This window comes from Streptomyces sp. CA-294286, from assembly GCF_050947155.1.
Lineage (GTDB): Bacteria > Actinomycetota > Actinomycetes > Streptomycetales > Streptomycetaceae > Streptomyces.
This window is the reverse complement of record NZ_CP192005.1, coordinates 4149256-4173235: the sequence shown is the minus strand read 5'-3', so window position 1 is coordinate 4173235 and position 23980 is coordinate 4149256. Positions and strand designations below refer to the sequence as shown.

General features: G+C 73.9%; 15 protein-coding genes and 1 tRNA gene. 6 read left to right on the top strand and 10 right to left on the bottom strand.

What is annotated here, in order from left to right:
• The first annotated feature begins 131 nt into the window (after positions 1 to 131).
• The 3 genes from ACQPZG_RS23225 to ACQPZG_RS23215 are packed head-to-tail and all read left to right on the top strand — an operon-like array spanning position 132 to position 7164.
• Positions 132 to 3461 carry an FtsX-like permease family protein gene (locus ACQPZG_RS23225; RefSeq protein ID WP_433547659.1) on the top strand — a complete coding sequence of 1110 codons (3330 nt, stop codon included), beginning with the start codon at positions 132 to 134 and terminating at the stop codon, positions 3459 to 3461.
• On the top strand, positions 3461 to 6217 hold the full coding sequence (locus ACQPZG_RS23220) for an FtsX-like permease family protein (protein ID WP_433547658.1): 2757 nt from the start codon (positions 3461 to 3463) through the stop codon (positions 6215 to 6217). The genes ACQPZG_RS23225 and ACQPZG_RS23220 overlap by 1 nt, the downstream gene beginning before the upstream one ends.
• Positions 6214 to 7164, top strand: a complete 951-nt coding sequence (locus ACQPZG_RS23215) for an ABC transporter ATP-binding protein (RefSeq protein WP_433547657.1) — start codon at positions 6214 to 6216, stop codon at positions 7162 to 7164. The genes ACQPZG_RS23220 and ACQPZG_RS23215 overlap by 4 nt, the downstream gene beginning before the upstream one ends.
• A 42-nt stretch (positions 7165 to 7206) precedes the next feature.
• Here ACQPZG_RS23215 and ACQPZG_RS23210 read toward each other — a convergent pair whose 3' ends face one another.
• The 7 genes from ACQPZG_RS23210 to ACQPZG_RS23180 form a co-directional block, all read right to left on the bottom strand.
• Positions 7207 to 7884, bottom strand: coding sequence for a hypothetical protein (locus ACQPZG_RS23210; RefSeq protein ID WP_433547656.1), 678 nt, complete (start codon positions 7882 to 7884; stop codon positions 7207 to 7209).
• Entirely contained in the window at positions 7881 to 8342 is a 462-nt protein-coding gene (locus ACQPZG_RS23205) for an acyl-CoA thioesterase (protein WP_433547655.1), read from the bottom strand. The genes ACQPZG_RS23210 and ACQPZG_RS23205 overlap by 4 nt, the downstream gene beginning before the upstream one ends.
• Positions 8343 to 8347: 5 nt before the next feature.
• Positions 8348 to 10012 carry an energy-dependent translational throttle protein EttA gene (ettA, locus tag ACQPZG_RS23200; protein WP_433547654.1) on the bottom strand — a complete coding sequence of 555 codons (1665 nt, stop codon included), beginning with the start codon at positions 10010 to 10012 and terminating at the stop codon, positions 8348 to 8350.
• 128 nt (positions 10013 to 10140) lie between these two features.
• Positions 10141 to 11604 carry a Cys-Gln thioester bond-forming surface protein gene (locus tag ACQPZG_RS23195; RefSeq protein WP_433547653.1) on the bottom strand — a complete coding sequence of 488 codons (1464 nt, stop codon included), beginning with the start codon at positions 11602 to 11604 and terminating at the stop codon, positions 10141 to 10143.
• Positions 11605 to 11822: 218 nt separating this feature from the next.
• The gene (locus ACQPZG_RS23190; protein WP_433547652.1) at positions 11823 to 12386 is read right to left on the bottom strand and encodes a single-stranded DNA-binding protein; all 564 of its coding nucleotides are present in this window, start codon (positions 12384 to 12386) and stop codon (positions 11823 to 11825) included.
• 511 nt (positions 12387 to 12897) lie between these two features.
• Positions 12898 to 14790 carry a GTPase gene (locus ACQPZG_RS23185; protein ID WP_433549515.1) on the bottom strand — a complete coding sequence of 631 codons (1893 nt, stop codon included), beginning with the start codon at positions 14788 to 14790 and terminating at the stop codon, positions 12898 to 12900.
• 11 nt (positions 14791 to 14801) lie between these two features.
• Entirely contained in the window at positions 14802 to 16385 is a 1584-nt protein-coding gene (locus ACQPZG_RS23180) for a dynamin family protein (protein WP_433549514.1), read from the bottom strand.
• Positions 16386 to 16724: 339 nt separating this feature from the next.
• Here ACQPZG_RS23180 and ACQPZG_RS23175 point away from each other — a divergent pair.
• A tRNA-Arg gene (locus ACQPZG_RS23175) sits at positions 16725 to 16797 on the top strand.
• Positions 16798 to 16946: 149 nt separating this feature from the next.
• A complete protein-coding gene (locus ACQPZG_RS23170; protein ID WP_433547651.1) occupies positions 16947 to 18131 on the top strand; it encodes a glycosyltransferase in 1185 nt (394 codons plus the stop codon).
• Between the two features lie 490 nt (positions 18132 to 18621).
• On the opposite strand, the gene ACQPZG_RS23165 is transcribed toward ACQPZG_RS23170, so the two are convergent.
• The 3 genes from ACQPZG_RS23165 to ACQPZG_RS23155 are packed head-to-tail and all read right to left on the bottom strand — an operon-like array spanning position 18622 to position 22710.
• The gene (locus tag ACQPZG_RS23165; RefSeq protein WP_433547650.1) at positions 18622 to 19098 is read right to left on the bottom strand and encodes a DUF1772 domain-containing protein; all 477 of its coding nucleotides are present in this window, start codon (positions 19096 to 19098) and stop codon (positions 18622 to 18624) included.
• Positions 19099 to 19147: 49 nt separating this feature from the next.
• On the bottom strand, positions 19148 to 20050 hold the full coding sequence (locus tag ACQPZG_RS23160) for an ABC transporter permease (RefSeq protein WP_433547649.1): 903 nt from the start codon (positions 20048 to 20050) through the stop codon (positions 19148 to 19150).
• The gene (locus tag ACQPZG_RS23155) at positions 20047 to 22710 is read right to left on the bottom strand and encodes an alpha/beta fold hydrolase (RefSeq protein WP_433547648.1); all 2664 of its coding nucleotides are present in this window, start codon (positions 22708 to 22710) and stop codon (positions 20047 to 20049) included. The genes ACQPZG_RS23160 and ACQPZG_RS23155 overlap by 4 nt, the downstream gene beginning before the upstream one ends.
• A 395-nt stretch (positions 22711 to 23105) precedes the next feature.
• Here ACQPZG_RS23155 and ACQPZG_RS23150 point away from each other — a divergent pair, with 395 nt between their 5' ends.
• Positions 23106 to 23927: a putative protein N(5)-glutamine methyltransferase gene (locus ACQPZG_RS23150; protein ID WP_433547647.1), complete on the top strand. Its 822-nt coding sequence runs from the start codon at positions 23106 to 23108 to the stop codon at positions 23925 to 23927.
• Positions 23928 to 23980 lie beyond the last annotated feature (53 nt).

Sequence of the window (23980 nt, the reverse complement as noted above, 5' to 3'; positions counted from 1 at the left end):
CGACAACCGGAATTCGGTGATCCACTCACGGAATTCGGTCACGACTGAGCCAATTCCGGTACGGAATCGATGTCCCCCCACCTGCGCGTCTGACAGCATCTGGCAAGAACTTTCTTGCTGTTGGGGGACGGGTGACCGGATTTGTCTTGCTGCGGGTACGGGCGCACCGGCTGCTGCTCGCGGCCGCCCTCCTCGCGGTGCTGCTGACGACATCCGTCCTGGCGGCTCTCGCCGCGTTCTCCAACTCGGTCGGGGACGCGGGCCTCCAGCGCTCACTGGGCTCCCGCGACGCGTCGGCCGTCGCGCTCACCGTCTCCAGCAGCGGCGTCCCCGAAGCGCAGCGCGCCGAGGCGGACGAGGTCGTACGGGAAGCGGCTCCCCGGACCTTCGACGGGTTGCCGACCCGCGTCTCCCGGCTTGACCAGTCCGGGAGCTACGCCCTGCCCCGGTCGCTGCGGCCCGGCGCGTCCCCCGGGGGCGAGCCCGACCTGACCCTGTTCGCCGGGCTGGAGCGTGCCCAGGTGCGGCTGACCGACGGCGCCTGGCCGAAGCCCGCGCCGAAGGACCCCGGCGAGGTCATCGAGGTCGCGCTTCCCGACAACGCTGCCCAACAGCTCAAGCTCACCCCGGGCCCCACGGTCCTCACCCTCACCGACCGTCTCTCCGGCCCCGCCCGAAAGGTCCGGATCACCGGCCTGTACGAGCCCAGGAGCCTCGCCGACCCGTACTGGAAGCTGGAGGACCTGAACGGCCGCGGCGTCCGCGTCGGCAGCTTCACCACGTACGGTCCGCTGCTCGTCGACCCGGGTCTGCTGCGTTCCCCGGCGGTCTCGGCGGGCAGCGTCTCCTGGCTGGTCACCGCCGACTTCTCGGGCGTGGACACCGGACGCATCGACGCGCTGCGAGCGGCGGCCGTCGCGGGGGCCGAGCGTCTCACCAAGGCCCCTCCGTTGCAGAACTCGGCCTCCGTCGCCCACGGGCTCCCCCAGGTGCTCGACCAGGCCGAGCGGTCCCTGCTGGTGTCCCGGTCCACGCTGTTGATCGTCTCGCTCCAGCTGATCCTCCTCGCCGGTTACGCCCTGTTGCTGGTGGCCCGGCTGCTGAGCACCGAACGGGCGGGCGAGACCGAGCTGCTGATGGCCCGCGGCGGCTCCCGGCGGCGCGTCGTGGGGCTGGCCGCCGTCGAGGCCGCGCTGCTGGCACTGCCCGCCGTCCTCGTCGCCCCACTGCTCGCCGGCCCGCTGGCCCGGCTGCTGTCCGGGCAGGGCGCGCTCGGCCGCATCGGGCTGACGCTGGACGCCGGCGGGGTGCTGGGTTCGGTGCCGGTCCGGCTGGTCGGACTGGGCGTGGGGCTGGCCTGTGCCGCGGCAGTCGTCGTCCCGGCGATCACCTCGGGGCGCGGTTCCCGGGGCCGTTCGGTGCCCGCGCCGCTGAAGGCGGGCGCGGACCTGGCGCTGCTGCTGGTCGCGGCCGTCGCGTACTGGCAGCTGGACCGGCAGACCTCGGGCAGCGGCCCGCTGAGCGGCGACCGCGGCGGCGATCTCGGGGTGGACCCGCTGCTCGTCGCCGCTCCGGCGCTCGCGCTGCTCGCGGGCACCGTGCTGACGCTGCGGCTGCTGCCGCCGCTGGCGAGGCTCGCGGAGAAACGTGCCGCCAGGGGGCGCGGTCTGCCCGCCGCGCTCGCGGGCTGGCAGCTGAGCCGCCGGCCGATGCGCGGGGCGGGACCGGTGCTGCTGCTGGTGCTGGCCGTCGCCATGGGCATGCTGGCGATCGGCCAGGGCGCCTCGTGGGACCGTTCCCAGGAGGACCAGGCCGACTTCCGCTCGGGCGCGTCGATCCGTGTCTCCGGCGCCGCCTCGTCCGCCGGTTCCGGTGCGGAGGTCCCGTACGCCTCGCTGCCCGGGGTGACGTCGGCCGCGCCGGCCGCGCGCCGCCCGGTGCCGCTGTCGGGCAACCGGACGGCGACGATGCTGGCCCTGGACACCGCGCACGCGTCCGAGAACCTGATGCTGCGCGGCGACCTGATCGACGGCGACCCGGACCTCGTGCGGCGCACCGCCGGCCTGCGCGTCCCCGACCGGAACCGCCCCGGGATCCCCCTGCCCGACGGCGACGCCTTCTTGCTGGATGCCTCCCTGCGCACGGACGACGGCGCGGCCTCGCGGGTGCGGCCGACGCTGGTGGTGTCCGTGGAGGACCGGTACGGCCTGACCCACCGGCTGCCCACCGGGAGCCTCACCGCCGACGGACGGACCGCCCGCCTCACCGTCGACGTCACCCGGGCGGTGGGCCGCCCGGCCCGCCCGCTGTACCTCACCGGCGTCGAGGCGACCGTCCCGCAGCCGTACGCCCGGCAGGAGTTCCACGAGCTGACGCTGCACGCGGTGCGCGGCGCGGACGGCGGGCCGGGACCGGCGCCGAAGGCGCTGCGCTGGCAGGGCCACGCGGTGGACCTGCTGAAGGAACAGGTGGGCCAGGACGGAGCCCGCACCGACCTCACGCCGGGTTCGGGGGCCGGTGCCCTGCTGAAGGTCCGGTACGCGACCGGAGCGAGCCCCTACCCGGCGGACCACGAGTACAGGTACGGCGCGGAAGCGACCACCTCCGTGCGCCTCACCTCAGTCGGCGCCGAGCCGCACGCCCTGGCCGCCTACGCGACCGACGCCTTCCTCGCGTCCTCGTCCGCGGAGGTCGGCACCGCACTCGACCTCGACCTCAACGGCGTCCCGCTGTCCTTCCGCATCGTCGGCGGCCTGCGGCACCTGCCCACCACCGGCCCCGCCACCTCTGCCGCGACCGGCGACGACGTCACGCCGGACGGCGGCGGCCTCCTGCTCGACCTGCGCGCCGTCAACCAGGAACTGACCCGGCTCGGCGCGCCGGCGCTGCCGCCCGACGAGTGGTGGCTGGCCACCGCCCCGGGCAGGACGGCGGACGTGGCCTCCGCGCTGCGCGGCCGGCCCGACGTCGATCCCGAACAGGTCGTCGTGCGGGACGAGACCGTGCGGGAGCTGTACGACGACCCGCTCGGCGCCGGCCCGCAGTCGGCCCTCCTGGCGGTGGCCGTCGTGGCCGCGCTGCTCGCGGCCGTCGGCTTCGCGGTGGGCGCGGCGGGGTCCCTGCGGGAGCGGACCGCGGAGTTCGCGGTGCTCAAGGCGCTCGGCGCGCCGCCGCGGCAGCTGGCCCGGCTGATCGCCGCGGAGCAGTCCCTGCTGATCGGCATCGCGCTGGTGGTGGGGCTCGCCCTCGGCGCGGTGCTGACCCGGGCGGTCGTCCCGCTGATCGTGCTGACCGGGCAGGCCGCCCAGCCGCTGCCGGGCGTGCTGGTGCAGCTGCCCGCCGGTCAGGTCGCGCTGCTGCTGGCCGGTGTCGTCGCCGTACCCCTGCTGGTCGTCCTGGTGCTCGCACTGCGCCGCGGCGATCCGGCCACCACCCTGCGCGTCCACGGAGGCGGCAACTGATGAGCACCCGCGCTGTCGCCCCCTGGGTCCGCACCCGGCTGCGTGCCGCTCCCGGTGCCGCCGTGGCTCTGGCCGTGCTGGTTCTCGTCACCGCCTTCCTCGCCGCCGCGTTCCCCCGGGCGCTGGACCGCTACCAGGACGCCGGTCTCCGCCACCGGATCGACTCCTCGTCCGCCGCGCAGTGCAACCTGCGCCTCATGGCGGCCGAGGCGGGCCTGGACTCCTCGCCGCAGGCACGCGAAGCCGCCCTCGCGCCCGAGACGATGAAGGACCGCTTCGAGGCGGCGCTGCGGGTCCCGGAGCGCCCGCTGCGGGTGGACGGCGCGTCCTCCGCGTACGGGGTGCGCCTGCCCAAGCGGTCGGACGCGACGGACAAGTGGCTGTCCCGGGTCAGTCCGAGGGGTCCGCAGTTCCTGCTCACCACCCGCTCGGAGCTGCCCCGGCACTCCCGGCTCGTCGCCGGCCGCGCACCGGTTCACACCCCCGCTCCGGACGCTCCCCCGGAGGGCCCGGCCGGGCCCCCCGAAGTCGTCGCGCTGGAGGGCACGGTCACCTCTGCGACCGCGAGGACGATGCGGATCGAGGTCGGCTCGGTGGTGCATCTGGACGCGCTGCCGCTGGGCGGCAAGGCGGAGGTGCGGGTGACGGGGATCGTCGAACCCCTGGCCCCGAAGTCCCCGTACTGGAGCATCGACACGACGCTGCACACCCCCGAACTGGTCGCCGACAGGATCGGAGAGTTGTCGCACTGGGTGGGCGCCCTGATGCTGCCTCCCGAGGCGGGCCCCGCGCTCGCCGGGCTGACCCCGTCCCCCGAGCAGTTCTGGGACCTCGCTCCCGACACCGACGGCCTCACCGCGCCCGACGTGCCGCGGCTGACGTCCGCGGTGGCTGCCCTGGAGAGCGGGCACAGCCTGGTGGCGCTGCGCGAGGAGATCGGGGAGACGCTGACGGTCGCCTCCGACTTCGAGGGCCTCGTCGACGCCTACCGGAACGCCCGTGCCGCCGTCGACCCGGTCGTCGCCGTCGCCGCGTTCGGCGTGGGGGCGGTCGCGGGGGTGGTGATCCTGATGGCCGGGGCGCTGGCCGGGGCCCGCCGGGCCGCCGAGCTGGCTCTGCTGCGGGCTCGGGGAGGGTCCCTGCGGGGCATGGCGGGCCGGCTGTGCGCCGAGCTGGCCGTGGTCGCGGTCCCGGCCGCCGCGGTCGGCTGGCTGGCCGCGTACCTGCTGCTGCCCGGCGCCCGGACCGCGGCGTCTGTGCTGGCCGCCGCGGCCGTCGCGCTGGTGGCCTGCGCGGGTCTGCCGGTGCGGGCGGCCGTCGCCCATCTGCGGCCGAGCGCGCACAGCGACCGCGCCGACACCGTGCGCGCGAGGCCGTCCCGCAGGCGCACGGTCGCCGAACTGACCGTCGTCGTGCTGACGGTGGGCGCGGTGGTCGCGCTGCGCAGGCGCGGCACCGACGGCGGGACGGACCAGTTGGTCAGTGCCGCGCCGGTACTGGTCGGCGTGGTCGCCTCGCTGCTGCTCGTACGGCTGTATCCGCTGCCGTTGCGGCTGGTGGCGCGCCCGCTGGCACTGCGCCGGGGCGCGGTCGGCTTCCTGTCGGCGGCCCGTGCGGGCCGGGCCCCGGCGACGGCGCTGCTGCCGCTGCTGGCCCTGCTGATCGCTCTGACCACGGCCGCGTTCGGCGGTTCCGTACTGGCCGGTGTGGCCGATTCCCGGGAGCGGGCGGCCACCGGCGAGGTGGGCGCGGACGCCCGGCTGCAGAAGGGCCCCGGGAAGAGCTTCGACGCCCGGTCCCTCGCGGCGGTGCGCGCGGCCACCGGGGTGCGCGAGGTCAGCCCGGTCGGCATCGACCCCTGGGTGTCGTTGCCCGACGGAGGGGACGACGTGACCCTGCTGGCGGTCGACCCGGCGTCGTACGCGCGGTTGGCGGCCCGTACCGGCATCGGCGCGTTCGACGCCGCCGCGCTGGACGGGGGCGGCAAGGAGCGGGCGTTCCCCGTCCTCGCCTCGCCGAAGGCCGCGCAACGGCTGGGCCGGGACAAGGACGTGGAGTTGCGCAGCCATCTCCTCGGGGGGAGCTTCACGGCGCGGGCCGTCCAGGTCGTGCGGTCCACCCCGGCGGTGCGCGACACGGAGTTCGTCATGGTCAGCAGTGCGGCGCTGCCGGGGCACCGCCCGACGGCCCTGATGGTCACCGGGGACGGGCCGGACGCGACGGCGCTGCGCGCCGCGGCCGGCCCGGCCGCGACGGTTCACGTGCGGGCGGAGAAGATCGCCGCGTACGCCGACGGACCGCTCCAGAAGGGCGCCGGAGGGGTGTACGCGTCGGCGGTCGCGGCCGGGGCGGGCTACGCCGTCCTGGCGGTGCTGCTGTCGCTGCTCCAGGCCGCGCCGGAGCGCCGCGCGCTGCTGGCCAGGCTGCGCACGATGGGGCTGAGCCGCCGCAGCGGTCGCAGACTGCTGATCTTCGAGTCGCTGCCGCAGGCGCTGCTGGCGGCGTGCGGCGGGGTACTGGTGGGCTGGGCGGCGATCCGGTTGCTCTCTCCCGACATCGACCTGAGCACCCTGGCGCTGGCCGCGCGGGCGCAGGCCGGGGTCACCGTGCCCGACGCGCTGCGCCCGGACGCGTGGTCGCTGTTCCTGCCCGCGCTCGCAGTGGTGGGCATCGCGGTGGGTGTGGCGGCGGGCCAGGCGTGGTGGACCACGCGCCGTACGACGACGACCGAACTCAGAGCAGGAGACGCGCGATGACCGACACCACCACGACCCTCGCGGAGCTGGAGCGCCGGGCCACGTCGCGGCGCGAGCGGCCGGGCTACGGCCACGACGCGCTGATCACCTGCGACCGGCTGGTCCGCGTCTTCAGCACCGACGGGGTGGAGGTGCAGGCCCTCCAGGGCCTCGACCTGCTCGTCCAGGACGGCGACCTGATGGCCCTGGTGGGCGCGTCGGGCAGCGGCAAGTCGACGCTGATGAACATCCTGGCAGGACTGGACACCCCGACCGCCGGTGCGGCGCGGGTGGCGGGCTGCGACCTGCTGACGATGGGTGCCAAGGAGCGGCTGCACTACCGGCGCAGCGTCGTCGGCTTCATCTGGCAGCAGACCGCCCGCAACCTCCTCCCGTACCTGACGGCCGCTCAGAACGTGGCGCTGCCGATGCAGTTGACGGGACGGGGCAAGAAGGCCGCGCGCGCGGCGCGGGCCGAGGAGCTGCTCGCCATGATGGGCGTCGCCGACTGCCGGGACCGGCGTCCCGCGCAGATGTCGGGTGGGCAGCAGCAGCGGGTGGCGATCGCGGTGGCCCTCGCCAACCAGCCCTCCGTACTCCTCGCGGACGAGCCGACGGGCGAGCTGGACTCCGCCACCGCCGACCAGGTCTTCGGTGCTTTCCGGCGTGCGAACGAGGAGCTGGGCACCACGATCGTCATCGTCACGCACGACCAGTCGGTCGCCTCCGAGGTCCGCCGCACGGTCGCCATCCGGGACGGCCGCACCTCCACGGAGGTCCTGCGGCGCACCGAGGTCGACGCGGAGACCGGTCAGGAGTCGGTGGTCGCCCGCGAGTACGCGATGCTGGACCGGGCGGGCCGCCTGCAACTGCCCGCCGACTACGCCGAGTCCCTGGGGATGCGGCACCGCGTCATGCTGGAACTGGAACAGGACCACATCGGGGTGTGGCCGGACGACCGGCAGTGACCGGCTCCGGCCCGCGGGGCGTGGCGCACGCGGGACCCGGTGTCACGCTGGCGCGACGGACAGCGCGCCCAGTCCGCCCGTCGTCCTGCGCACCGACACCGACCCGTAGGGGGTACGGAGCCGCAGCCATCCCCCCGCGGAGAGCAGCGCCACCGGTACGTCCGGCCGCAGGAAGCCCAGCGACTGCGCGGCGTGCACGGCGCGCAGCGGGAGTTCGGTGGTGCCCAGTGTCCGCGACCAGATGTCGCGGCCGATCCGGTCCCGGGCCTCCCGGGTCCGCACCTCTGGGGCCAACTCCTCGTCGCGCGCCCGGAATTCGGCGACGGCGGCCGTCACGACGCCGCGCATGGCCGCCGCGTCGGGCACCCCGTCGGTCAACTGGCGCCAGCCGCCGCGCGGCGGCAGCAGCCCGGCCCACGGCGGCCCGGTGACGGCCTGTGGCACCGGTACGGCGCCCGTCGCCCCGTCGACCGCTTCGAGGAGTTCACCTGCGGAGACGGTCGCGTCGAGTTCGGCGGGCCGCGCGAGGCGTGCGGTGCGCACGGCGAGCACGTCGAAGGACGGGGGCCGCCCGAAGACGGCGAGCGCCCCGCCCTGCGCCTGGAGGCGGACGGCGGCGGCCCGGTCGTAGTGGAGCAGCCGGCCGAGGAAGCCGACGAGGTCCGCCGCCTCCCCCGCGCCGTCGAGTTCCAGGGTCCGGGCCCCCGCCTGCACCGTCATGCCGCGACAGCCTCCGTCTTGCCGCCGCGCGGCGTGTCGCCCTGCGGCGCGTCGTCGTCCAGGTACTCCCGCAGGAAGGACTTCTCCTCGGCGGTGATCCGCCGGGGCCGTCCCTCCGCCAGGTTGAACGGGACCACGACCGTGGACGCCCGTACGTAGACCTGCTCAGGATCCTTGATCTCGTAGGCGATCGTCAGGGACGCCGCGCCTATCTTCGTCACCCACGACTCGATCCTGACCGGCTCGTGCCGGTGGACGAGGGGCCGTACGTAGTCGATCTCGTGCCGGGCCACCACGGACCCGCCCGTGAAGGACTCGCTGCCCTCCCCCGGCGCCAGCCGGAACATGAAGTCGATCCGCGCCTCTTCCAGGTACCGCAGGAAGACGACGTTGTTGACGTGCCCGAAGGCGTCCATGTCCGACCAGCGGAGGGGGCATGAGTAGATGTGCCGAGCCACAGCTGTCAGCCTCGCGTGAGCTTCTTGTAGGTGGCGCGGTGCGGACGGGCCGCGTCCGCTCCGAGCCGCTCGATCTTGTTCTTCTCGTACGACTCGAAGTTGCCTTCGAACCAGTACCAGCGGGACTCGCCCTCGTACGCGAGGATGTGCGTCGCCACCCGGTCCAGGAACCAGCGGTCGTGGGAGATGACCACGGCCGCGCCCGGGAACTCCAGCAGCGCGTTCTCCAGCGACGACAGGGTCTCGACGTCGAGGTCGTTGGTCGGTTCGTCGAGGAGGAGCAGGTTGCCGCCCTCCTTGAGGGTCAGCGCCAGGTTGAGGCGGTTGCGCTCACCACCGGAGAGGACCCCGGCCGGCTTCTGCTGGTCCGGCCCCTTGAAGCCGAACGCGCTGACGTACGCGCGCGAGGGCATCTCGACCTGGCCGACGTTGATGTAGTCCAGCTCGTCCGAGACGACGGCCCAGAGGGTCTTCTTCGGGTCGATGTTGGCGCGGCTCTGGTCGACGTAGGAGATCTTGACCGTGTCGCCGACCTTGATCGAACCGCTGTCCGGCGTCTCCAGGCCCTGGATCATCTTGAACAGGGTGGTCTTGCCGGCACCGTTCGGGCCGATGACGCCCACGATGCCGTTGCGCGGCAGCGTGAACGACAGGTCGTCGATGAGGACCTTGTCGCCGAACGCCTTCGACAGGTTCTCGACCTCGACCACGATGGAGCCCAGACGCGGGCCCGGCGGGATCTGGATCTCCTCGAAGTCCAGCTTCCGCATCTTGTCGGCCTCGGCCGCCATCTCCTCGTACCGGGCGAGACGGGCCTTGGACTTGGTCTGACGCCCCTTGGCGTTGGACCGCACCCACTCCAGCTCTTCCTTGAGGCGCTTGGCGCGCTTCTCGTCCTTCTTGCCCTCGACCTTCAGGCGGGTCGCCTTCTTGTCCAGGTACGTGGAGTAGTTGCCCTCGTAGGGGATGGCCCGGCCGCGGTCGAGCTCCAGGATCCACTCGGCGACGTTGTTCAGGAAGTACCGGTCGTGGGTCACGGCCACGACGGCGCCCGGGTACTTCGCGAGGTGCTGCTCCAGCCAGTTCACCGACTCGGCGTCCAGGTGGTTGGTGGGCTCGTCGAGGAGGAGCAGGTCCGGGGCCTCGATGAGCAGCTTGCACAGCGCCACGCGGCGCTTCTCGCCACCGGAGAGGTTGGTGACCGGCCAGTCGCCGGGCGGGCAGCCCAGGGCGTCCATGGCCTGCTCCAGCTGGGCGTCGAGGTCCCAGGCGTTGGAGTGGTCCAGGTCCTCCTGGAGCTTGCCCATCTCCTCCATGAGCGCGTCGCTGTAGTCGGTCGCCATGAGCTCGGCGACCTCGTTGAAGCGCTTGAGCTTGCCCATTTGTTCGGCGGCGCCGTCCTGCACGTTCTCCAGGACGGTCTTCGACTCGTCGAGCTTCGGCTCCTGCATGAGGATGCCGACGCTGTAACCCGGCGACAGGAACGCGTCACCGTTGGACGGCTGCTCGATCCCGGCCATGATCTTGAGAACGGTGGACTTGCCCGCGCCGTTCGGCCCGACCACACCGATCTTCGCGCCGGGCAGGAAGTTCAGGAAGACGTCGTCGAGAATCACCTTGTCGCCGTGCGCTTTACGCGCCTTGCGCATGGTGTAGATGAACTCAGCCAAGAGAAACCGTCCGGCAGATCGAGTGGTGGGCAGATACACCCCATCTTGCCTGACTGCACTCCCCTGGCGGAAACCGGATACCCGCCGGGGCAAGGGGTGCGCGCCCGCGCGCCCCTTGCCCCGCCCGGTCAGCCGTGGTGCGGGACGGGCTTCTTCTTGCGGAGCAGGACCACCGCGCCCGCGCCGAGCACGATCATTCCGAACGCGACGTAGGCGATCTTCGGGGTCGCCGGGGAGGCACCGGTCGCGGCGAGGTTCCCGCCCTCGGCGATCGGGTTCGGGTTGCCGCCGGTGGCCGGGGTGGGGCGGTTGGCGGGGGCGTCCGCGGTGCCGATCGCGGCGGTGCCCGCGGTCTCGCAGTCCAGTACGCCCTTGAAGTTCTTGCTCAGGCCGTCGGGTCCCGAGACCGTGAGGTCGTACGCCTGGTCCTCCTGCAGCGGGATGGTCACCGTCCGCGAGGTCCTCGCGGGGATGGTGTGCCGGAAGCCGAGCAGTTCGAAGGTGAACGGGGCGTCGCCGGCGTTGTCGGCGGTGATGCCGATGCCGCTCTTGGCGCAGTTCTTCTTCGCGGAGAGGGCGGGGGCGGCGCCCTTCGCCTTCTGCCCGGCCCACGTGACGGTGGCGTCGGCGGTGACCGTGGAGGTGCTCGCGCCGGCCAGGATCTGGGTCTGGCTGTGCGAGTCGCTGACGAAGGTGCGGCCGATCGGCACCGGGGCGTCGGCCTGGACGGTCAGCCTGGTCGTACCGCCCGGGGCGTCGGCCGGTATCTCGAAGTACAGCTCGGTCCCGCCGACGACGCCCTCGACGGCCTTGCCGTGCTTGTCGACGACGGCGGCCCCGGGCGGAGCGCCGACCGCCAGGTTGACGGTGGCCCGGTCGGCCCGGGTGCGGACGGTGACCGGCCCGATCCGCTCACCGGCCCGGCCCGCGAGGGCGGGCGGGTCGAGCGTGAGGGAGGCGGGGGGCTGCGGAGTGCTCTTCGCCGTGCGCAGCAGGTACGCGGCGAGCTTCTGCGCGTCGGGGTCGTCCGGACGGGCGTCCACGTCGTCGGACAGGCGCCAGATCGCGGCCTGGGTGCCGGCGGCCGCGGTCGTGTCGTCGAGCGTCTTCGCCCCGGCCTTCTCGGCGAGCGCCGCGAGGTCGTTGACCTGCGGGTAGGAGTTCTCCAGGATCCAGCGGAGCTTCCCGGCGTTCTGGTTGCTGTGCAGCGAGGACTGCTCCCAGCCGACTTCCTTGTACGTGGTCCCCTCACGGGCCGGGGTGCGCAGATCGATGCTGTAGCTCTGGAGGGCGCCGCCGCCGGTGACGGACATCTCGAAGAGCCCGGCCTCGGCCTTCCACTCCGCGCCCGCGTCGCGGATGGTCACCGCGTCGTGGACGGCGAGCCTGCCGAGCGTGGCGGCGGCTCCACCGGTGTCCCGCGGCCGCTCGCCGGCCACCGCGGTGCCGGTGCCCGCCACCGCTCCGGCCAGCACGCCCGCCGCGAGCAGACAGGGCGCCACTGCGGCTGCGGCCAGCCGGGCCGTCCGGGTGGTGCGCGAGGAGGGCACGGTGTGCCGCTCCCGGTCCGAAGCCGACGCTTCGTCAGTCATGCAAGTCCCCTCCGGGCGAGGTTCATTCGCATGATGCGTGTGGGGGGAGCGCCTCGCCGACAACCTCAAATGCCCCATGGGTATCCCGGAATCCTAGGTACGCATCACCGAACAGCCGCACGCCAGGCGTCCAGAGGTCCGATTCCGAATCGGAATCGTTATCGCGGAGAGCCAACCGTTCCGGCATTGTCGACAAGTCCCCATCCCATAAGGGATGTTCAGGACACAGCGCTCACCGTCTCCTGCGGCTCGTTCGCCCCTGCGTCCGGCACGCCCTCCGACGGGCTCCGTGACGGGCCGTCGGACGGGTCGTTCGCCACCCCGGTCGGCGCGTTGCGGGCCGCCCAGCTCACCGGTGACTCCACCGCCCACAGCGCCGCCTCCGCCGCGCGGACCGCCGCGGGTTCCACCAGCCGGGGGTCCGCTCTGGCCACCTTGCGGAACGCGGCGGTGCCCCGGTTCAGGTCGTGGCCGACCGCGACGGCCTCCACCTCCGCGGAGAGCCACCGCCGCTCGCCCTTGCTCTCCTCCTTGATGCGCAGCCTGCCGTGCACGATCAGCGGTTCGCCGATGCTCAGCGAGGAGGTGAGGTTGGCGGCCAGCGTCCGCCGGGTCCACACGGTGTAGAAGCTGGTCGGGCCGTCCGCCCAGGTCTCCTTCTCGCGGTGGAAGTACCGGGGCTGCACCGCCAGCCGGAACTTGACCGACCCGCCCCTCGGCGTCTCCATCTCGATCGGCCCGCTGGCGGCGTTGCCCACCAGGGTCACCATCGTCTCGTTCATCGCGATCCCCGCCCTTGTCCGTCCGCGCGATGCCTCCCGAGCACCGCACCCGCCGTCTTCTCGGCTGGTGCTTCCCATGCTGGCGGGTTCTCGGATCCGCCGCCGGGGCCTGTGGACGGACGGCCGGTTGTGCACAACCGCGTCACCCTCACCCGTCACACGTACTTCCCGCATCCCCGCCCCCCCCGGCACCTTCGCCTCCCTCGTGCCTTCCCTTGACCGGGGTCTTCTTCTCCCGGTGCCTCGCCTTCACGGGTGCCTCGCCCGCACCGAGTGCCCCGTCACTCACGCCCCGCCACCTTCTTGTCCCGCCAGCCTCGCGCCCCCTGCTACTCACGCCCCGCTGGCCTCGTGCCCCGGCACTCTCGCGCCCCGAACACGCGCGGTGTCCGCACCCGAGTGCCCCCGTCACTCACACCCCGCCAACCTCGCGCCCCGCCACCCCCGAACACGCGCGGTCCCCGCACGCGCGGGCCCCCGGCCCCGCCCGGGGCCCGAGGCACCCGGCGCCTCAGCCCGCGTTCGCCCCCGTCACCGTCGCGTACCGCTCCCGCACCTCCCGGTAGCGCAGCAGTTCCGCCGCCACCGGGTCCAGGACCTTGGCGCGTCCGCAGCCGGCCGCCGCCTGCCGGAGCCGCCGTTCGGCGTCCTGGCCGTACCGCCTGGCAGGCCCGCGCGCGGCCGCCCAGCAGGCCCACTCGACGACCGGCCCGCCGACGACCCCCGCCAGCATCAGCAGGAACGCCGGGAGGAGGGCCGGTTCCTGGACGCCCAGGACCTGCCCCAGCAGCCAGAGCCCGCCCAGGGCCTGAACCAGTGTCATCGCGGCCTGCGTCAGGACCGCCACCGGCCACCACGCGGGCCGCGGCGGCTTCCCGCGGGGCACCGCGACGGTCGCCGCCAGGCCGTCCAGTTCCTCCGGCAGGCCCTGCGCGCCGCGCGCCGCCGACTCCCGCACCGCCTGCGCCCAGGGTGCGGGCAGCCCGGCGGTCGCCGCGTCCGCGACGGTGCGCACCGCCTGCTCGACCCGCTGCCGCGCGGTGACCTCGGCGTCCGCACACGGTTCGTACGCGGGCTCGGACAGGCCCGTACCGCCGCCACCGAGGGTGCGCTTCGTCCCGTACCAGCGCCACAGCCGCAGCCAGGGCGTCCCGCACGCGGTGCCGGCGTTGCGCCGCCACTCGCGCTCGGCGGCCTCTCCGGCCGCGGCGGCTCCGACCGCCTCCGCCAGCCGGTCGGTGAACTCCTCCCGGGCCCGTTCCCCCAGCCCCGCCCTCCCTTCCGCCACGTACACCGGGCGCAGTCCGGCGGCCGCCGCGTCCACGTCGGCGGCCAGCCGACGCCCGGCGGCGCCCCTCTCCTGTACGAACGTCCGCAACAGCTCCCGGAGTTCCTCCACGCCGTCACCCGTGAGGGCGGACAGGGAGAGCACGGTCGCCCCGGGTTCGCCGTGCTCGCCGAGCGCCATGCCGTCCTCGTCCAGGAGCCGGCGCAGGTCGTCCAGCACGAGGTCGGCGGCCTCCCCCGGCAGCCGGTCGATCTGGTTGAGCACCACGAAGGTGACCTCGGCGTGCCCGGCCAGCGGCCGCAGGTACCGCTCGTGCAGGGCGGCGTCGGCGTACTTCTCCGGGTCGACGACCCAGATCACGGCGTCCACCAGGGCCAGCACCCGGTCGACCTGGTCGCGGTGCGCGGTGACCGCCGAGTCGTGGTCGGGCAGGTCGACGAGGACCAGCCCGCGCAGCCCCTCGTCGCCTCCGGCCCCCGCGCCCGTGCCCGCCTGGAAGGGCCGCCTGCGCAGCCGTCCGGGGACGCCGAGCCGGTCGAGCAGCCCCGCCGCCCCGTCCGTCCAGCTGCACGCGATCGGCGCGGAGGTGGTGGGGCGTTTCAGCCCGGTTTCCGAGATCCTCACCCCCGCGAGGGAATTGAAGAGCGTGGACTTGCCGCTTCCGGTCGCTCCGGCGATCGCGACGACGGTGTGCTGCGCGGACAGCCGCCGCCGTGCCACCGCCTCGTCGAGGACCCGCCCCGCCTCGTGCAGCGCGTCCGCGCCGAGCCGGGCGCGCGAGAGCCCCAGCAGCTCCCGCAGGGCGTCCAGGCGCACGCTCAGGTCGTCCCCGTACTCCCCGCCGCCGGGCGGCACGTCCCCGAAGTCCTCGGCCGGCTCCCCGAGCGACGCGCCGCGCCCCGTCCCGGCAGCCTCGGACGGCCCCGAGCGCCGTCCGGCCCGCCGTGCGATCAGCCCGTCGTCCCACCCGTCGGCCCCGGCAGCGGGCGGTGTCCCGGTCTCCGCCCCGGGCGCGGCGGCCCTCGCTCCGTTCCCCCCGCCGGACTCCTTGCCGGCCGGTCCGCCCGCAGCGGCCACCTGGTTCACCGCGCCCTCCTCCGTCGCGTCGGCCTGCACCGTCACCGCCTTCACCTCTCCTTCTTCGTCACGGACAGCGCCGCGATCAGCGCGGCCTGGGGTTCGGGCGTCACGTCGAGCGCGTCCAGGGGTGCCAGACGCCGGTCCCGCTCGGCGTGCAGCACTCCTTCGAGGTACGTCGTCAGCAGCTCGCCGCCCCGGTCGCGCAGCCGCAGCGCGCTCTGTGCGCCGGTGCGTTCGGCCAGCCGTTCGCCCGCCGCGCGCGCCCTGCGTCCGCCCAGCAGCGCCGCCGCGAGCAGGGCGGCGACGGTCTCGGAGTTCGGCGCGGCGGGCCGCTCCGTCTCCCGTACCTCCTCCTCCGCGAGTTCCTCCAGGACGCGCCGCCAGCGCCGTACGGCGAGCCCGATGCGTTCCCCGGTCTCCGGGTCCGCCCCGCCGCTCACGACGGCGCGCGCGGCCGGCTCGTCTCCCCAGGCGGTCCGTACCCGTTCGTCGGCCGCGGCCACCGCGCACTGGAGCAGCGCCGTCAGGCTGTCCACGAGGGAATCGAGCAACTCCCCGTCGGTGGCGTCCGTCGGGTACGCGCGCCAGCGGGTGAGCGCGTCCCCGGAGAGCACGGCCCCGCGCTGGAGCCGCTGCCGCACCCGTTCGGCCTCCCTCTCGTAGGCGTCCTCGACCGCCGTCGTGAGCCGGACCGCGGCGGCGTACTGCGCGGAGACGGCTCCGGCGAGTTCCGGCAGCCGGGCGTTCAGCGAGTCCATGGCCCCCCGCGCGGTGCGTGCGACGGCCTGCTGGCGCGCGGCGGGGTCACGGACCCGGTGGGTCAGCCACTCCAGCAGCGGCGCCACGGCCGTCGAGGGCAGCAGGCCGCTGCCTCCGCCCGCCGATTCGGGCAGTTCCGGGATGGTGAAGCGGGGCACCTCGCCCAGGCCCGCGCGGGTGAGGAGCGCGGCATACTGCCGCGAGACCTCGCCGATGACCTGGTGCGGCACCCGGTCCAGGACGGTGACGAGCATCGCGTCGTACTCCTTCGCGGTGCGCAGCAGGTGCCACGGCACGGCGTCCGCGTACCGCGAGGCCGTCGTCACCATCACCCACACGTCGGCGGCGCAGATCAGTTCGGCGGCCAGTACCCGGTTGGAGGCCACGAGCGAGTCGACGTCGGGCGCGTCGAGCAGGGCGAGCCCCACGGGCAGCGACTCGCTGGTCTCCACCCGCAGCACCCCGCTCTCCTCGTCCTCGCCGCCCTCGTCGCCGCATCTCTCCGGCACCCACACCCGGGTGAGCTGCGGCAGCACGCGCTGCCCGGCGAACCAGTGGTGGTCGTCCGGGTGGCACACGAGCACCGGCGTGCGCGTCGTCGGCCGCAGTACGCCCGCCTCGCTGACCCTGCGCCCGACCAGCGAGTTGACCAGGGTCGACTTTCCCGCCCCGGTCGAGCCGCCGATCACGGCGAGCAGGGGTGCCTCCGGATCGCGCAGCCGGGGCACCAGGTAGTCGTCGAGCTGCGCGAGGAGTTCCTCCCGGGTCTGCCGGGCCCGGGGCGCCCCCGGCAGCGGGAAGGGAAGGCGCACGGCGGCGACACGGTCGCGCAGGGCGGAAAGTGCGTCAAGCAGCTGAGGCCGTACGTCCAAGGTCACCACATACGAAGAATGCCCAACTATGACCCTTTTTTGAAGCGTATAGACCGTCTCTGCGCGCCGATATCCCCCCAATCGGTGACAATGCACCCTCTGGAACACTTGGGGCGAGTGGGGCGGAGGCATAACGAGTGCACAACACCCGGGGCGCGAGGCGTCAAAAGCGATGCGGGATTCGCACTCGCCTGCGATTATCGAGGGCGTTTCACCGAACCTCCACATCGAGCCACGCAGGTGAAGCAGCAGGGCCAGGGGGACGGGACCCCTATCCTTGTGCCCGGCAACGGCAACAAACAGCCCCACGGCCACCCCGGGCCCCAGGCCCACCATCCGGCCCCCGTAGCTCAGTGGATAGAGCAGGCGCCTTCTAAGCGCTTGGCCGCAGGTTCGAGTCCTGCCGGGGGCGCAGCTCCACGCATGCCACGCACCACTTCCAGCCCGTCGCAAGGTCACTTGCGGCGGGCTTTCCGTACTCCGTGGAGCGTGATTCACGCCGCTTCGTCCTCGCCTCCTCCCCGAGCCCGATAAGTACTTCTATGGGTAAATTCTTCCCCAATGCACCAACCCCTCTCCACCCCGGGAATGCCCATGGACGTCTTCCTTGTCTCCGGCAGCGTCGACGCGCGGGGCGGTGAGGCCGGGCGTGCTCGTCAGTTGGCCGGGCTCTTCGCCGGGATGGGGCACCGGGTGCACCTCGTCGGCATCGCCCCCGCACCGCCCGGCGAGCGTCGGCGGAATGCAGTGGGCGCCGAGGGCGGTCCGTACCGGAGCAGCACCCTGTACGACGTCGGGCCGCCGCCCCGGGCGCCCAAGCGGCCCCGGGGGTGCCTGGACCTCGCCGCGCGTCGGCGGCGGCGGGCGCACGAGCGGCAGATGCGGGCGGGTGCAGCCGCCCTGTCGGCGCTCCTGCGGGGGTGCGAGGGCGTGGTCGTGGTGATGGGGGCGTGGGCGCTGGAGTGGGTGGCGCTGGCGGACACCACGGGCTTCAAGGTCGTGGTCCTCAGCCATGAGCCGTACGCGGTGACGAAGCGGTCCGCGCGGTACGCGCGGCTGCGCTGGCTCTGCCGTCGGCACGCGGACCGGGTCCTCGCGCCCACCCGGCAGGACGCCGACTGGTGGATCCGCAGCTGGCTGAACAACGTCGGCGTGATGCCCGCCCCGCTGCCCGACCCCGCGCCGGAGCCCTCGCCGCGCGACTCCAGGTGCGTCCTCGGCATCGGGCGCTTCACGCACGACAAGGGGACGGACATCCTCCTCGACGCGTGGGCGCGAATAGCCCCGTCGCACCCGGGGTGGGTGCTGCGGCTGTACGGGGACGGGGAGCCCACCCGGGTGGAGGCGCTCCAGAAGCGGTGCGCGGAGCTGGGCATCGCCGCGTCCGTCCGGTGGATGGGGTACACCGAGGACGTGCCGGGGGCGCTGCGCGGGGGGTCGGTGTTCGTGCTGCCCTCGCGGCAGGAGGGCTTCCCGCTCGCGCCGCTCGAAGCGATGGCTGCGGGGCTGCCGTGCGTCGCCTTCGACGTGTCGCCCGGGGTACGGGAGATCGTCACGGACGAGGTCGACGGGCTGCTCGCCCAGCCGGGCCACCTGGACGAGTTCGCCGACCGGCTGGAGCTGCTGATGGAGGACCGGGAGGCGCGGGAGTGGCTCGGCGACGCGGCCCGCGAGAGCGTGCGGCGGTACGCGCCGGAGGTGGTGGCGCGGCGCTGGGAGGAGTTGTTCGCGCTGCTGCGGCGGTAGGGGCGGGCGGGGTCGGGAGGGGCGAACCGGGCGGGCGAACCGGGCGGGCGAACCGGGCAGGCGACGGACCGGGCAGGCGACGGACCGGGCAGGCGACGGGCGGAGCGGGCAGGCGTCGGGCGGCGGACCGGGCAGGCGGGCGGCGGACCGGGAAGGCGTCGGGCGGGCGGGTGACGTCGGACCGGGCGGCTGGTGACGGCCGGGCGGACGGGAGCAACCGGGCAGAGGCGGGCGGCGCGGGCGGACGGAGGCGGCGTGAGCGGTTGGAGGCGGCGTGAGCGGTTGGAGGAGACGGGCCCCTTTCGGTCGACACATGGCGACCACACGGACGAACCCGATCCGGTGAGTTCCGGTCAACGGCCACGACCGCCCCGCCGCACCAATGCCCCACCCACTGCCGCACCCATGTCAGCGAACGGCTGCGACCACCCCACCACCCCGACCGGACGACCCGCTGCGACCGCCCCCACCGCCCCCACCGGACGACCCGCTACGACCACCCCGCCCCGCTCGCCGTCACCAGCGCGAAGGCCGCGACCGCGCACAGGGTGCGGATCGTGTGCAGCCGGTTCCAGCGGGGTTCGAAGGCGGCGCGGGCCTCGCCGTCCGGGGTGCCCGCGGACTCGGAGGAGGCGAGGGCGTTGTTGAGCGGGACGTTGCCGCCTGCCGTGATGCCGTGGTTGACGACGGAGAGGGCGAGGCCGCCCGCCAGCAGCCACAGCTGGATGGCGGTCCTGCCCCCGTCGGGCGCCACGAAGAGGGCCGCCAGCGGGAAGCCGACCGACGCGAGCATCGTCAGGACGAAGAGGCCGCGCGGAACGTCCTCGTTGATGCGTCTCATCACGTTCACGAACTGAGCGTCGGGCACTCTCGCGAGCGCGGGCATGATGCCGGTCCGGAAGATCAGCATCATGCCCGCGTAGAGACCCGTGGACACAACTGCGAGCGTGAGCAGTAGAGTTGACATGGGGCTCATGATGTACGGAGTCGGTCCCGGCCGCACCGGTGTTTCTGTGTCAGGAGACGATGTCCTTGCGGGAGAAGCCCCGGAAGGCGAGCGCGAAGAGGATCAGGGCGTAGGTCACCGAGATCGCCGCGCCCTTGACCATCCCGCCCCATTCCAGTTGCGGCTGGAGGGCGTCGACCCAGGCGAACTGCCAGTGCGCGGGAAGGAAGTCGCGCCACGAGCCGAGGGCCGTGACGGCGTCCAGCACGTTCCCGACGATGGTGAGCCCGACCGCTCCGCCGACCGCGCCCAGCGGCGCGTCCGTCTTCGTGGAGAGCCAGAACGCGAGGGCCGCGGTGACCAGTTGGGAGACGAAGAGGTACGCGACGACCAGCGCGATGCGCGGGACGGCCGCCGAGGCCGCGAGCGCGCCGCCGGTCGGCAGTTCCAGCGGCCCCCAGCCGTACGCCGCCGTGCCCGCCGCCAGCGCCACGAGCGGCAGCAGCACCATCGCCGCCAGGCTGAAGGCGAGGGCCACCGCCAGTTTGCTCCACAGCAGCCGTGCGCGGGGCACGGGGGCGGCGAGCAGGTAGCGCAGGGACGCCCAGTTGGCCTCGGAGGCGACGGTGTCGCCGCAGAACAGGGCCACCGGGATGATCAGCAGGAACCCGGCCGAGACGAAGAGGCAGGTCGCGGCGAAGTTCGCGCCGGAGGCGGTTGCCGTGTCCATCAGGTTGATGCGGTTGTTGCTGCCGCTGCCGCGTTCGGAGGGGGTGCCGCCGATGGCGAAGGCGGCGATCAGCACGAAGGGCAGTGCGCCCAGGATGATCGCCATGACCATGGTGCGGCGGCGTTTCCACTGCCGCCTGGCCTCGACGAGCAGCGGCAGGGTCCGGCCGGGACGGTAGCCCGGTGCGGTGTCCGTGCCCGCGCGGTGCGCGCGGGCCGTGTCCGTGTCGACGGTGCTGCTCATGCCGGGCCTCCGATCAGGGTGAGGAACGCGTCCTCCAGGCGGCGGTGCGGTCCCACACCGGTCAACGGCACGTCCATGCGCACCAGTTCGGCGACGAGTTCGGCGGGTCGCGCCCCGTCGAGCCGTACCAGGAGGCCGCCCTCGGCGCGTACCGCCGTCCCGATGCCGGGCAGTGCGGTCACCTTGTCGACGAGGGCTTCGGAGACCTCGCCTTCGACGGTGACGAGCAGGGTGTCGCCGGAGCCGATGATCTCGGCGACGGGACCGGCCTGGACGAGCTTGCCGCGGTCCATGACGACCAGGTCGGTGCAGGACTGTTCGACCTCGGACAGGAGGTGACTGGAGACGATGACGGTGCGTCCGCCGGCCGCGTACCGGATCATCACGTCGCGCATCTCGCGGATCTGGGGCGGGTCGAGGCCGTTGGTCGGCTCGTCGAGGATCAGCAGGTCCGGCATGCCGAGCATGGCCTGCGCGATGGCCAGGCGCTGGCGCATGCCCTGGGAGTACGTCCGTACGGCGCGCTGGAGGGCGTCGCCGAGTCCGGCGATCTCCAGGGCCTCGTCGATGTGCGCGTCCGCCGCGGGGCGCCCGGTGGCCTGCCAGTACAGGTCGAGGTTGGCGCGGCCGGAGAGGTGCGGGAGGAAGCCCGCGCCCTCGACGAAGGCACCGACCCGGGAGAGGACGGGCGCGCCGGGGCGGATGGCGTGGCCGAACACGCGGATCTCGCCGCCGTCGGGCGAGATGAGTCCCATCAGCATGCGCAGGGTGGTGGTCTTGCCCGCGCCGTTGGGGCCGAGCAGGCCGAGGACCTGGCCCTTCTCGACGCGGAAGGAGAGGTCGCGGACGGCGAACCGGTCGCCGGACTTTCCGTACCGCTTGCTCAGCGAGGTGATCTGGAGGGGGACCTCGGCCAGTGCGGGGTCGGGGGCGGGCGCGGAGGTGCGGCGGCGGGCGCTGAGGAGCAGTGCCGCGGCGACCAGGGCGGAGGCCAGGGGCAGTCCCCACACCCACCAGGCGAGCCCGGCCGAGGCGGTGGTCAGCTGCGGGGCGGTGGGCACGCCGAGGCCGCCGCCGTCCAGGGTGACGGAGTACTTCGCGGGTTCGGCCGGGGACGCGTAGCCGAGATCGGTGGCGGTGAGCAGCAGCCGCATCCGGTGCCCGGCCTGGAACTTGTGGTCGATGGCGGGCAGCGTCAGTTCGACGGTGCGGCCCGCCTTGGCGCCGGTGATCCGTACGGGGGTGACGAGTTGGTGCGGCAGGATCTGGCGGCCGTTGGCGCTCGCGTCGTAGACCTTGGCGAAGAGCACCATGTCGTCGCGGTCGGCCTTGACCGTCACCTTGACGGTCGGGGATCCGGTGACCTGCACTCCGGTGTCGAGGGGCGCGGAGTCGTACTGCGCGTACTGGCCGGGGAAGTCGAGGGAGACACCCAGGCCGAGCCCGGAGAACTGCGAGAGGGCCCCCACGCCGGGTACGGAGGAGATGGCGGGCGGGTTGGCGCCGGCGGGATTGGCGAAGGTCTGCGTGGGTCCTCGGCGGCCGGTGAGGGGGACGGCGCGCACGTCGCCGCGCAGGCCCGGGTAGCGGTCGGCGGCGGCGCCGCGCAGGCTGGCGGCGCCGTTGGTGGAGTCGACTCCTCCGGTACGGGTGACCCGGAAGCCGGGGCCGGTGTCGGCCGCCTCGTCCTTCTTGAGGTGGCGGTCGAACCAGGAGGTGATACGGGTGTGGACGCGGGCGGCCTCCTGGTCGCCGCCGTCGTGGCCGCCGCTCACCCAGTCGACGGCCACGGGCGCGCCGTTGCCGCTGATCGCGCGCGCCATCCGGTCGGCCTGGTCGAGCGGGAAGAGGGAGTCGCTCTGGCCCTGCACGATGAGCGCGGGCACCTTGATCCGGTCCGCCACGGCGGACGGGCTGCGCTCTTCGAGGGTGGTGCGGGCGGCGTCGTCGGGCTTGCCCGAGACCGCCACCCGTTCGTACAGCTCGCACAGTTCCGGCTCGAAGCGGGCGCAGCCGCCGCCGGTGGTGACGAAGATCCCCGCCCAGAGCTTCTTGAACACCCCGTCGGGGAAGAGAGCCTGGGCGAGGTTCCAGTACGTGAGCTGCGGGGCGATGGCGTCCACGCGCGGGTCGTGGCCCGCGGCCAGCAGGGAGATCGCGCCGCCGTAGCTGACGCCGGTGACGCCGACGCGGGGGTCGCCGTCCTTGTCGAGTGCCACCTCGTCGCGCGCGGCGAGCCAGTCGATCAGCCGGGAGACGTCCTTGACCTCGCCCTCGGGGTCGTTGAGGCCGATGCGACCGCCCGACCTGCCGAAGCCGCGCGCGGACCAGGTCAGGACGGCGTATCCGTTCCTGGCCAGTTCCTCCGCCTGGCCCTGGACGTCCTTCTTGCTGCCGCCGAAGCCGTGCCCGATGAGGACGGCGGGCCTGCGCGTGTTCCCGCCACTGCCGTCGTCGCCGACGAAGTACGAGGTGTCGATGCGCGCACCGGGCATCGACAGCATCCGGTCGGACCTGTGCACGGGGGCCGGGCCGTCCGAGGCGGCGGCGACACCGGCCCAGACACCCCCGCCCACCAGCACGGCGAGCGCCGCGATCACGGCGGCGAGCCGTCGCCCGCGCAGGTGCGGGCGCGGCCGTCGGCGAAGGGGATTCTCCATGCTCCGACCCTATGCGTGCCGCCCGCGCGTCCGGGCTGCCGCCCGGGGGAACCGGTGCCCTCCCAGGGGAGTAGGCGCACTGCCCGCCGTACCGCAGCCGCTGTACGCCGACGTGCCGGAAGCTCCCGCACACCTCGGCAATCGTCCGTCTCCGGCGCGCGGCCTGACGGCTGTTCGGGCCCCTGTACGGGTCTGACCTGCTCGGGTATGGTCTTTCCGGATCGTCCGCCGCGCGTGCGGGCGACGGGTGCCCGCAGTGCGTGCGGGCCCGGACCAAGGAGGTGGGACCCATTACCGCTGTCGCAGGTCGGGTGCTCTCGCCTCACGGTCGTACGGCTCTTCCGTAGTCGTCACGGATCCGGAGAGCGCCCTCGGTCGTACCGAAAGGCTCTCTGATGTCGCTGTCCTTGGCTGTTTCCCCCGCTTTCCCCTCCGCCCTCTCCCCCGACCTCGTCGTCGGCCGGCTCCGCGGCGCCGGGTGTGTGTTCGCGGAGGACGAGGCGCGGTTGCTGTTCGCCACCGCCCGTACGGACCGCGAGCTGGCCGCCATGGTGCGGCGCCGTGTGGCCGGGCTGCCGCTGGAACACGTGCTGGGCTGGGCGGAGTTCTGCGGCCGGCGGATCGCCGTCGACGCGGGGGTTTTCGTTCCCCGGCCGCGCACCGCGTTCCTCGCCCGTACCGCCGTGAACCTCGCCGCCGCCCTCGACGGGCCGGTGGTGCTCGATCTGTGCTGCGGGTCGGGAGCGGTGGCCGCGGTGCTGGGCGCGGAGGTCGCGGACGCCGAGGTGCACGCCGCCGACGTGGAGTCGGCGGCGGTGCGCTGCGCCCGGCGGAACGTGGCGGCGGTGGGCGGTTGTGTGTACGAGGGGGACCTGTACGCCCCGTTGCCGGCCGGCCTGCGGGGGCGCGTCGACGTCCTGGTGGCCAACGCCCCCTACGTGCCGACGGACGACATCGCCCTGCTGCCGTCCGAGGCGCGGGAGTACGAGCCGCTGGTCGCCCTGGACGGCGGGGCCGACGGGCTCGACGTGCAGCGTCGGGTGACGGCCGGGGCCGCGCGCTGGCTGGCGCCCGGCGGGAGCCTGCTCGTGGAGACGAGCGAGCGGCAGGCGGACCGTACGGCCGCGGTGATGGTACGGGGCGGCCTGGCCGCCCGGGTGGCGACGGACGAGGAGCTGGGGGCGACGGTCGTCGTCGGCACGTACGGCACGCCCTGACGAGGTGACGGAGCGTCAGCGTCGCATTGACGGGCTGACCGGGTGACCTGCGG

Bases quoted from the DNA above. Each gene is read 5' to 3' on its own strand.
- ACQPZG_RS23190 (WP_433547652.1), bottom strand. From the start codon at position 12,386: ATGAACGAGACGATGGTGACCCTGGTGGGCAACGCCGCCAGCGGGCCG.
- ACQPZG_RS23215 (WP_433547657.1), top strand. From the start codon at position 6,214: ATGACCGACACCACCACGACCCTCGCGGAGCTGGAGCGCCGGGCCACG.
- ACQPZG_RS23210 (WP_433547656.1), bottom strand. From the start codon at position 7,884: ATGACGGTGCAGGCGGGGGCCCGGACCCTGGAACTCGACGGCGCGGGG.
- ACQPZG_RS23195 (WP_433547653.1), bottom strand. From the start codon at position 11,604: ATGACTGACGAAGCGTCGGCTTCGGACCGGGAGCGGCACACCGTGCCC.
- ACQPZG_RS23160 (WP_433547649.1), bottom strand. From the start codon at position 20,050: ATGAGCAGCACCGTCGACACGGACACGGCCCGCGCGCACCGCGCGGGC.
- ACQPZG_RS23170 (WP_433547651.1), top strand. From the start codon at position 16,947: ATGCACCAACCCCTCTCCACCCCGGGAATGCCCATGGACGTCTTCCTT.
- ACQPZG_RS23150 (WP_433547647.1), top strand. From the start codon at position 23,106: ATGTCGCTGTCCTTGGCTGTTTCCCCCGCTTTCCCCTCCGCCCTCTCC.
- ACQPZG_RS23220 (WP_433547658.1), top strand. From the start codon at position 3,461: ATGAGCACCCGCGCTGTCGCCCCCTGGGTCCGCACCCGGCTGCGTGCC.
- ACQPZG_RS23165 (WP_433547650.1), bottom strand. From the start codon at position 19,098: ATGTCAACTCTACTGCTCACGCTCGCAGTTGTGTCCACGGGTCTCTAC.
- ACQPZG_RS23155 (WP_433547648.1), bottom strand. From the start codon at position 22,710: ATGGAGAATCCCCTTCGCCGACGGCCGCGCCCGCACCTGCGCGGGCGA.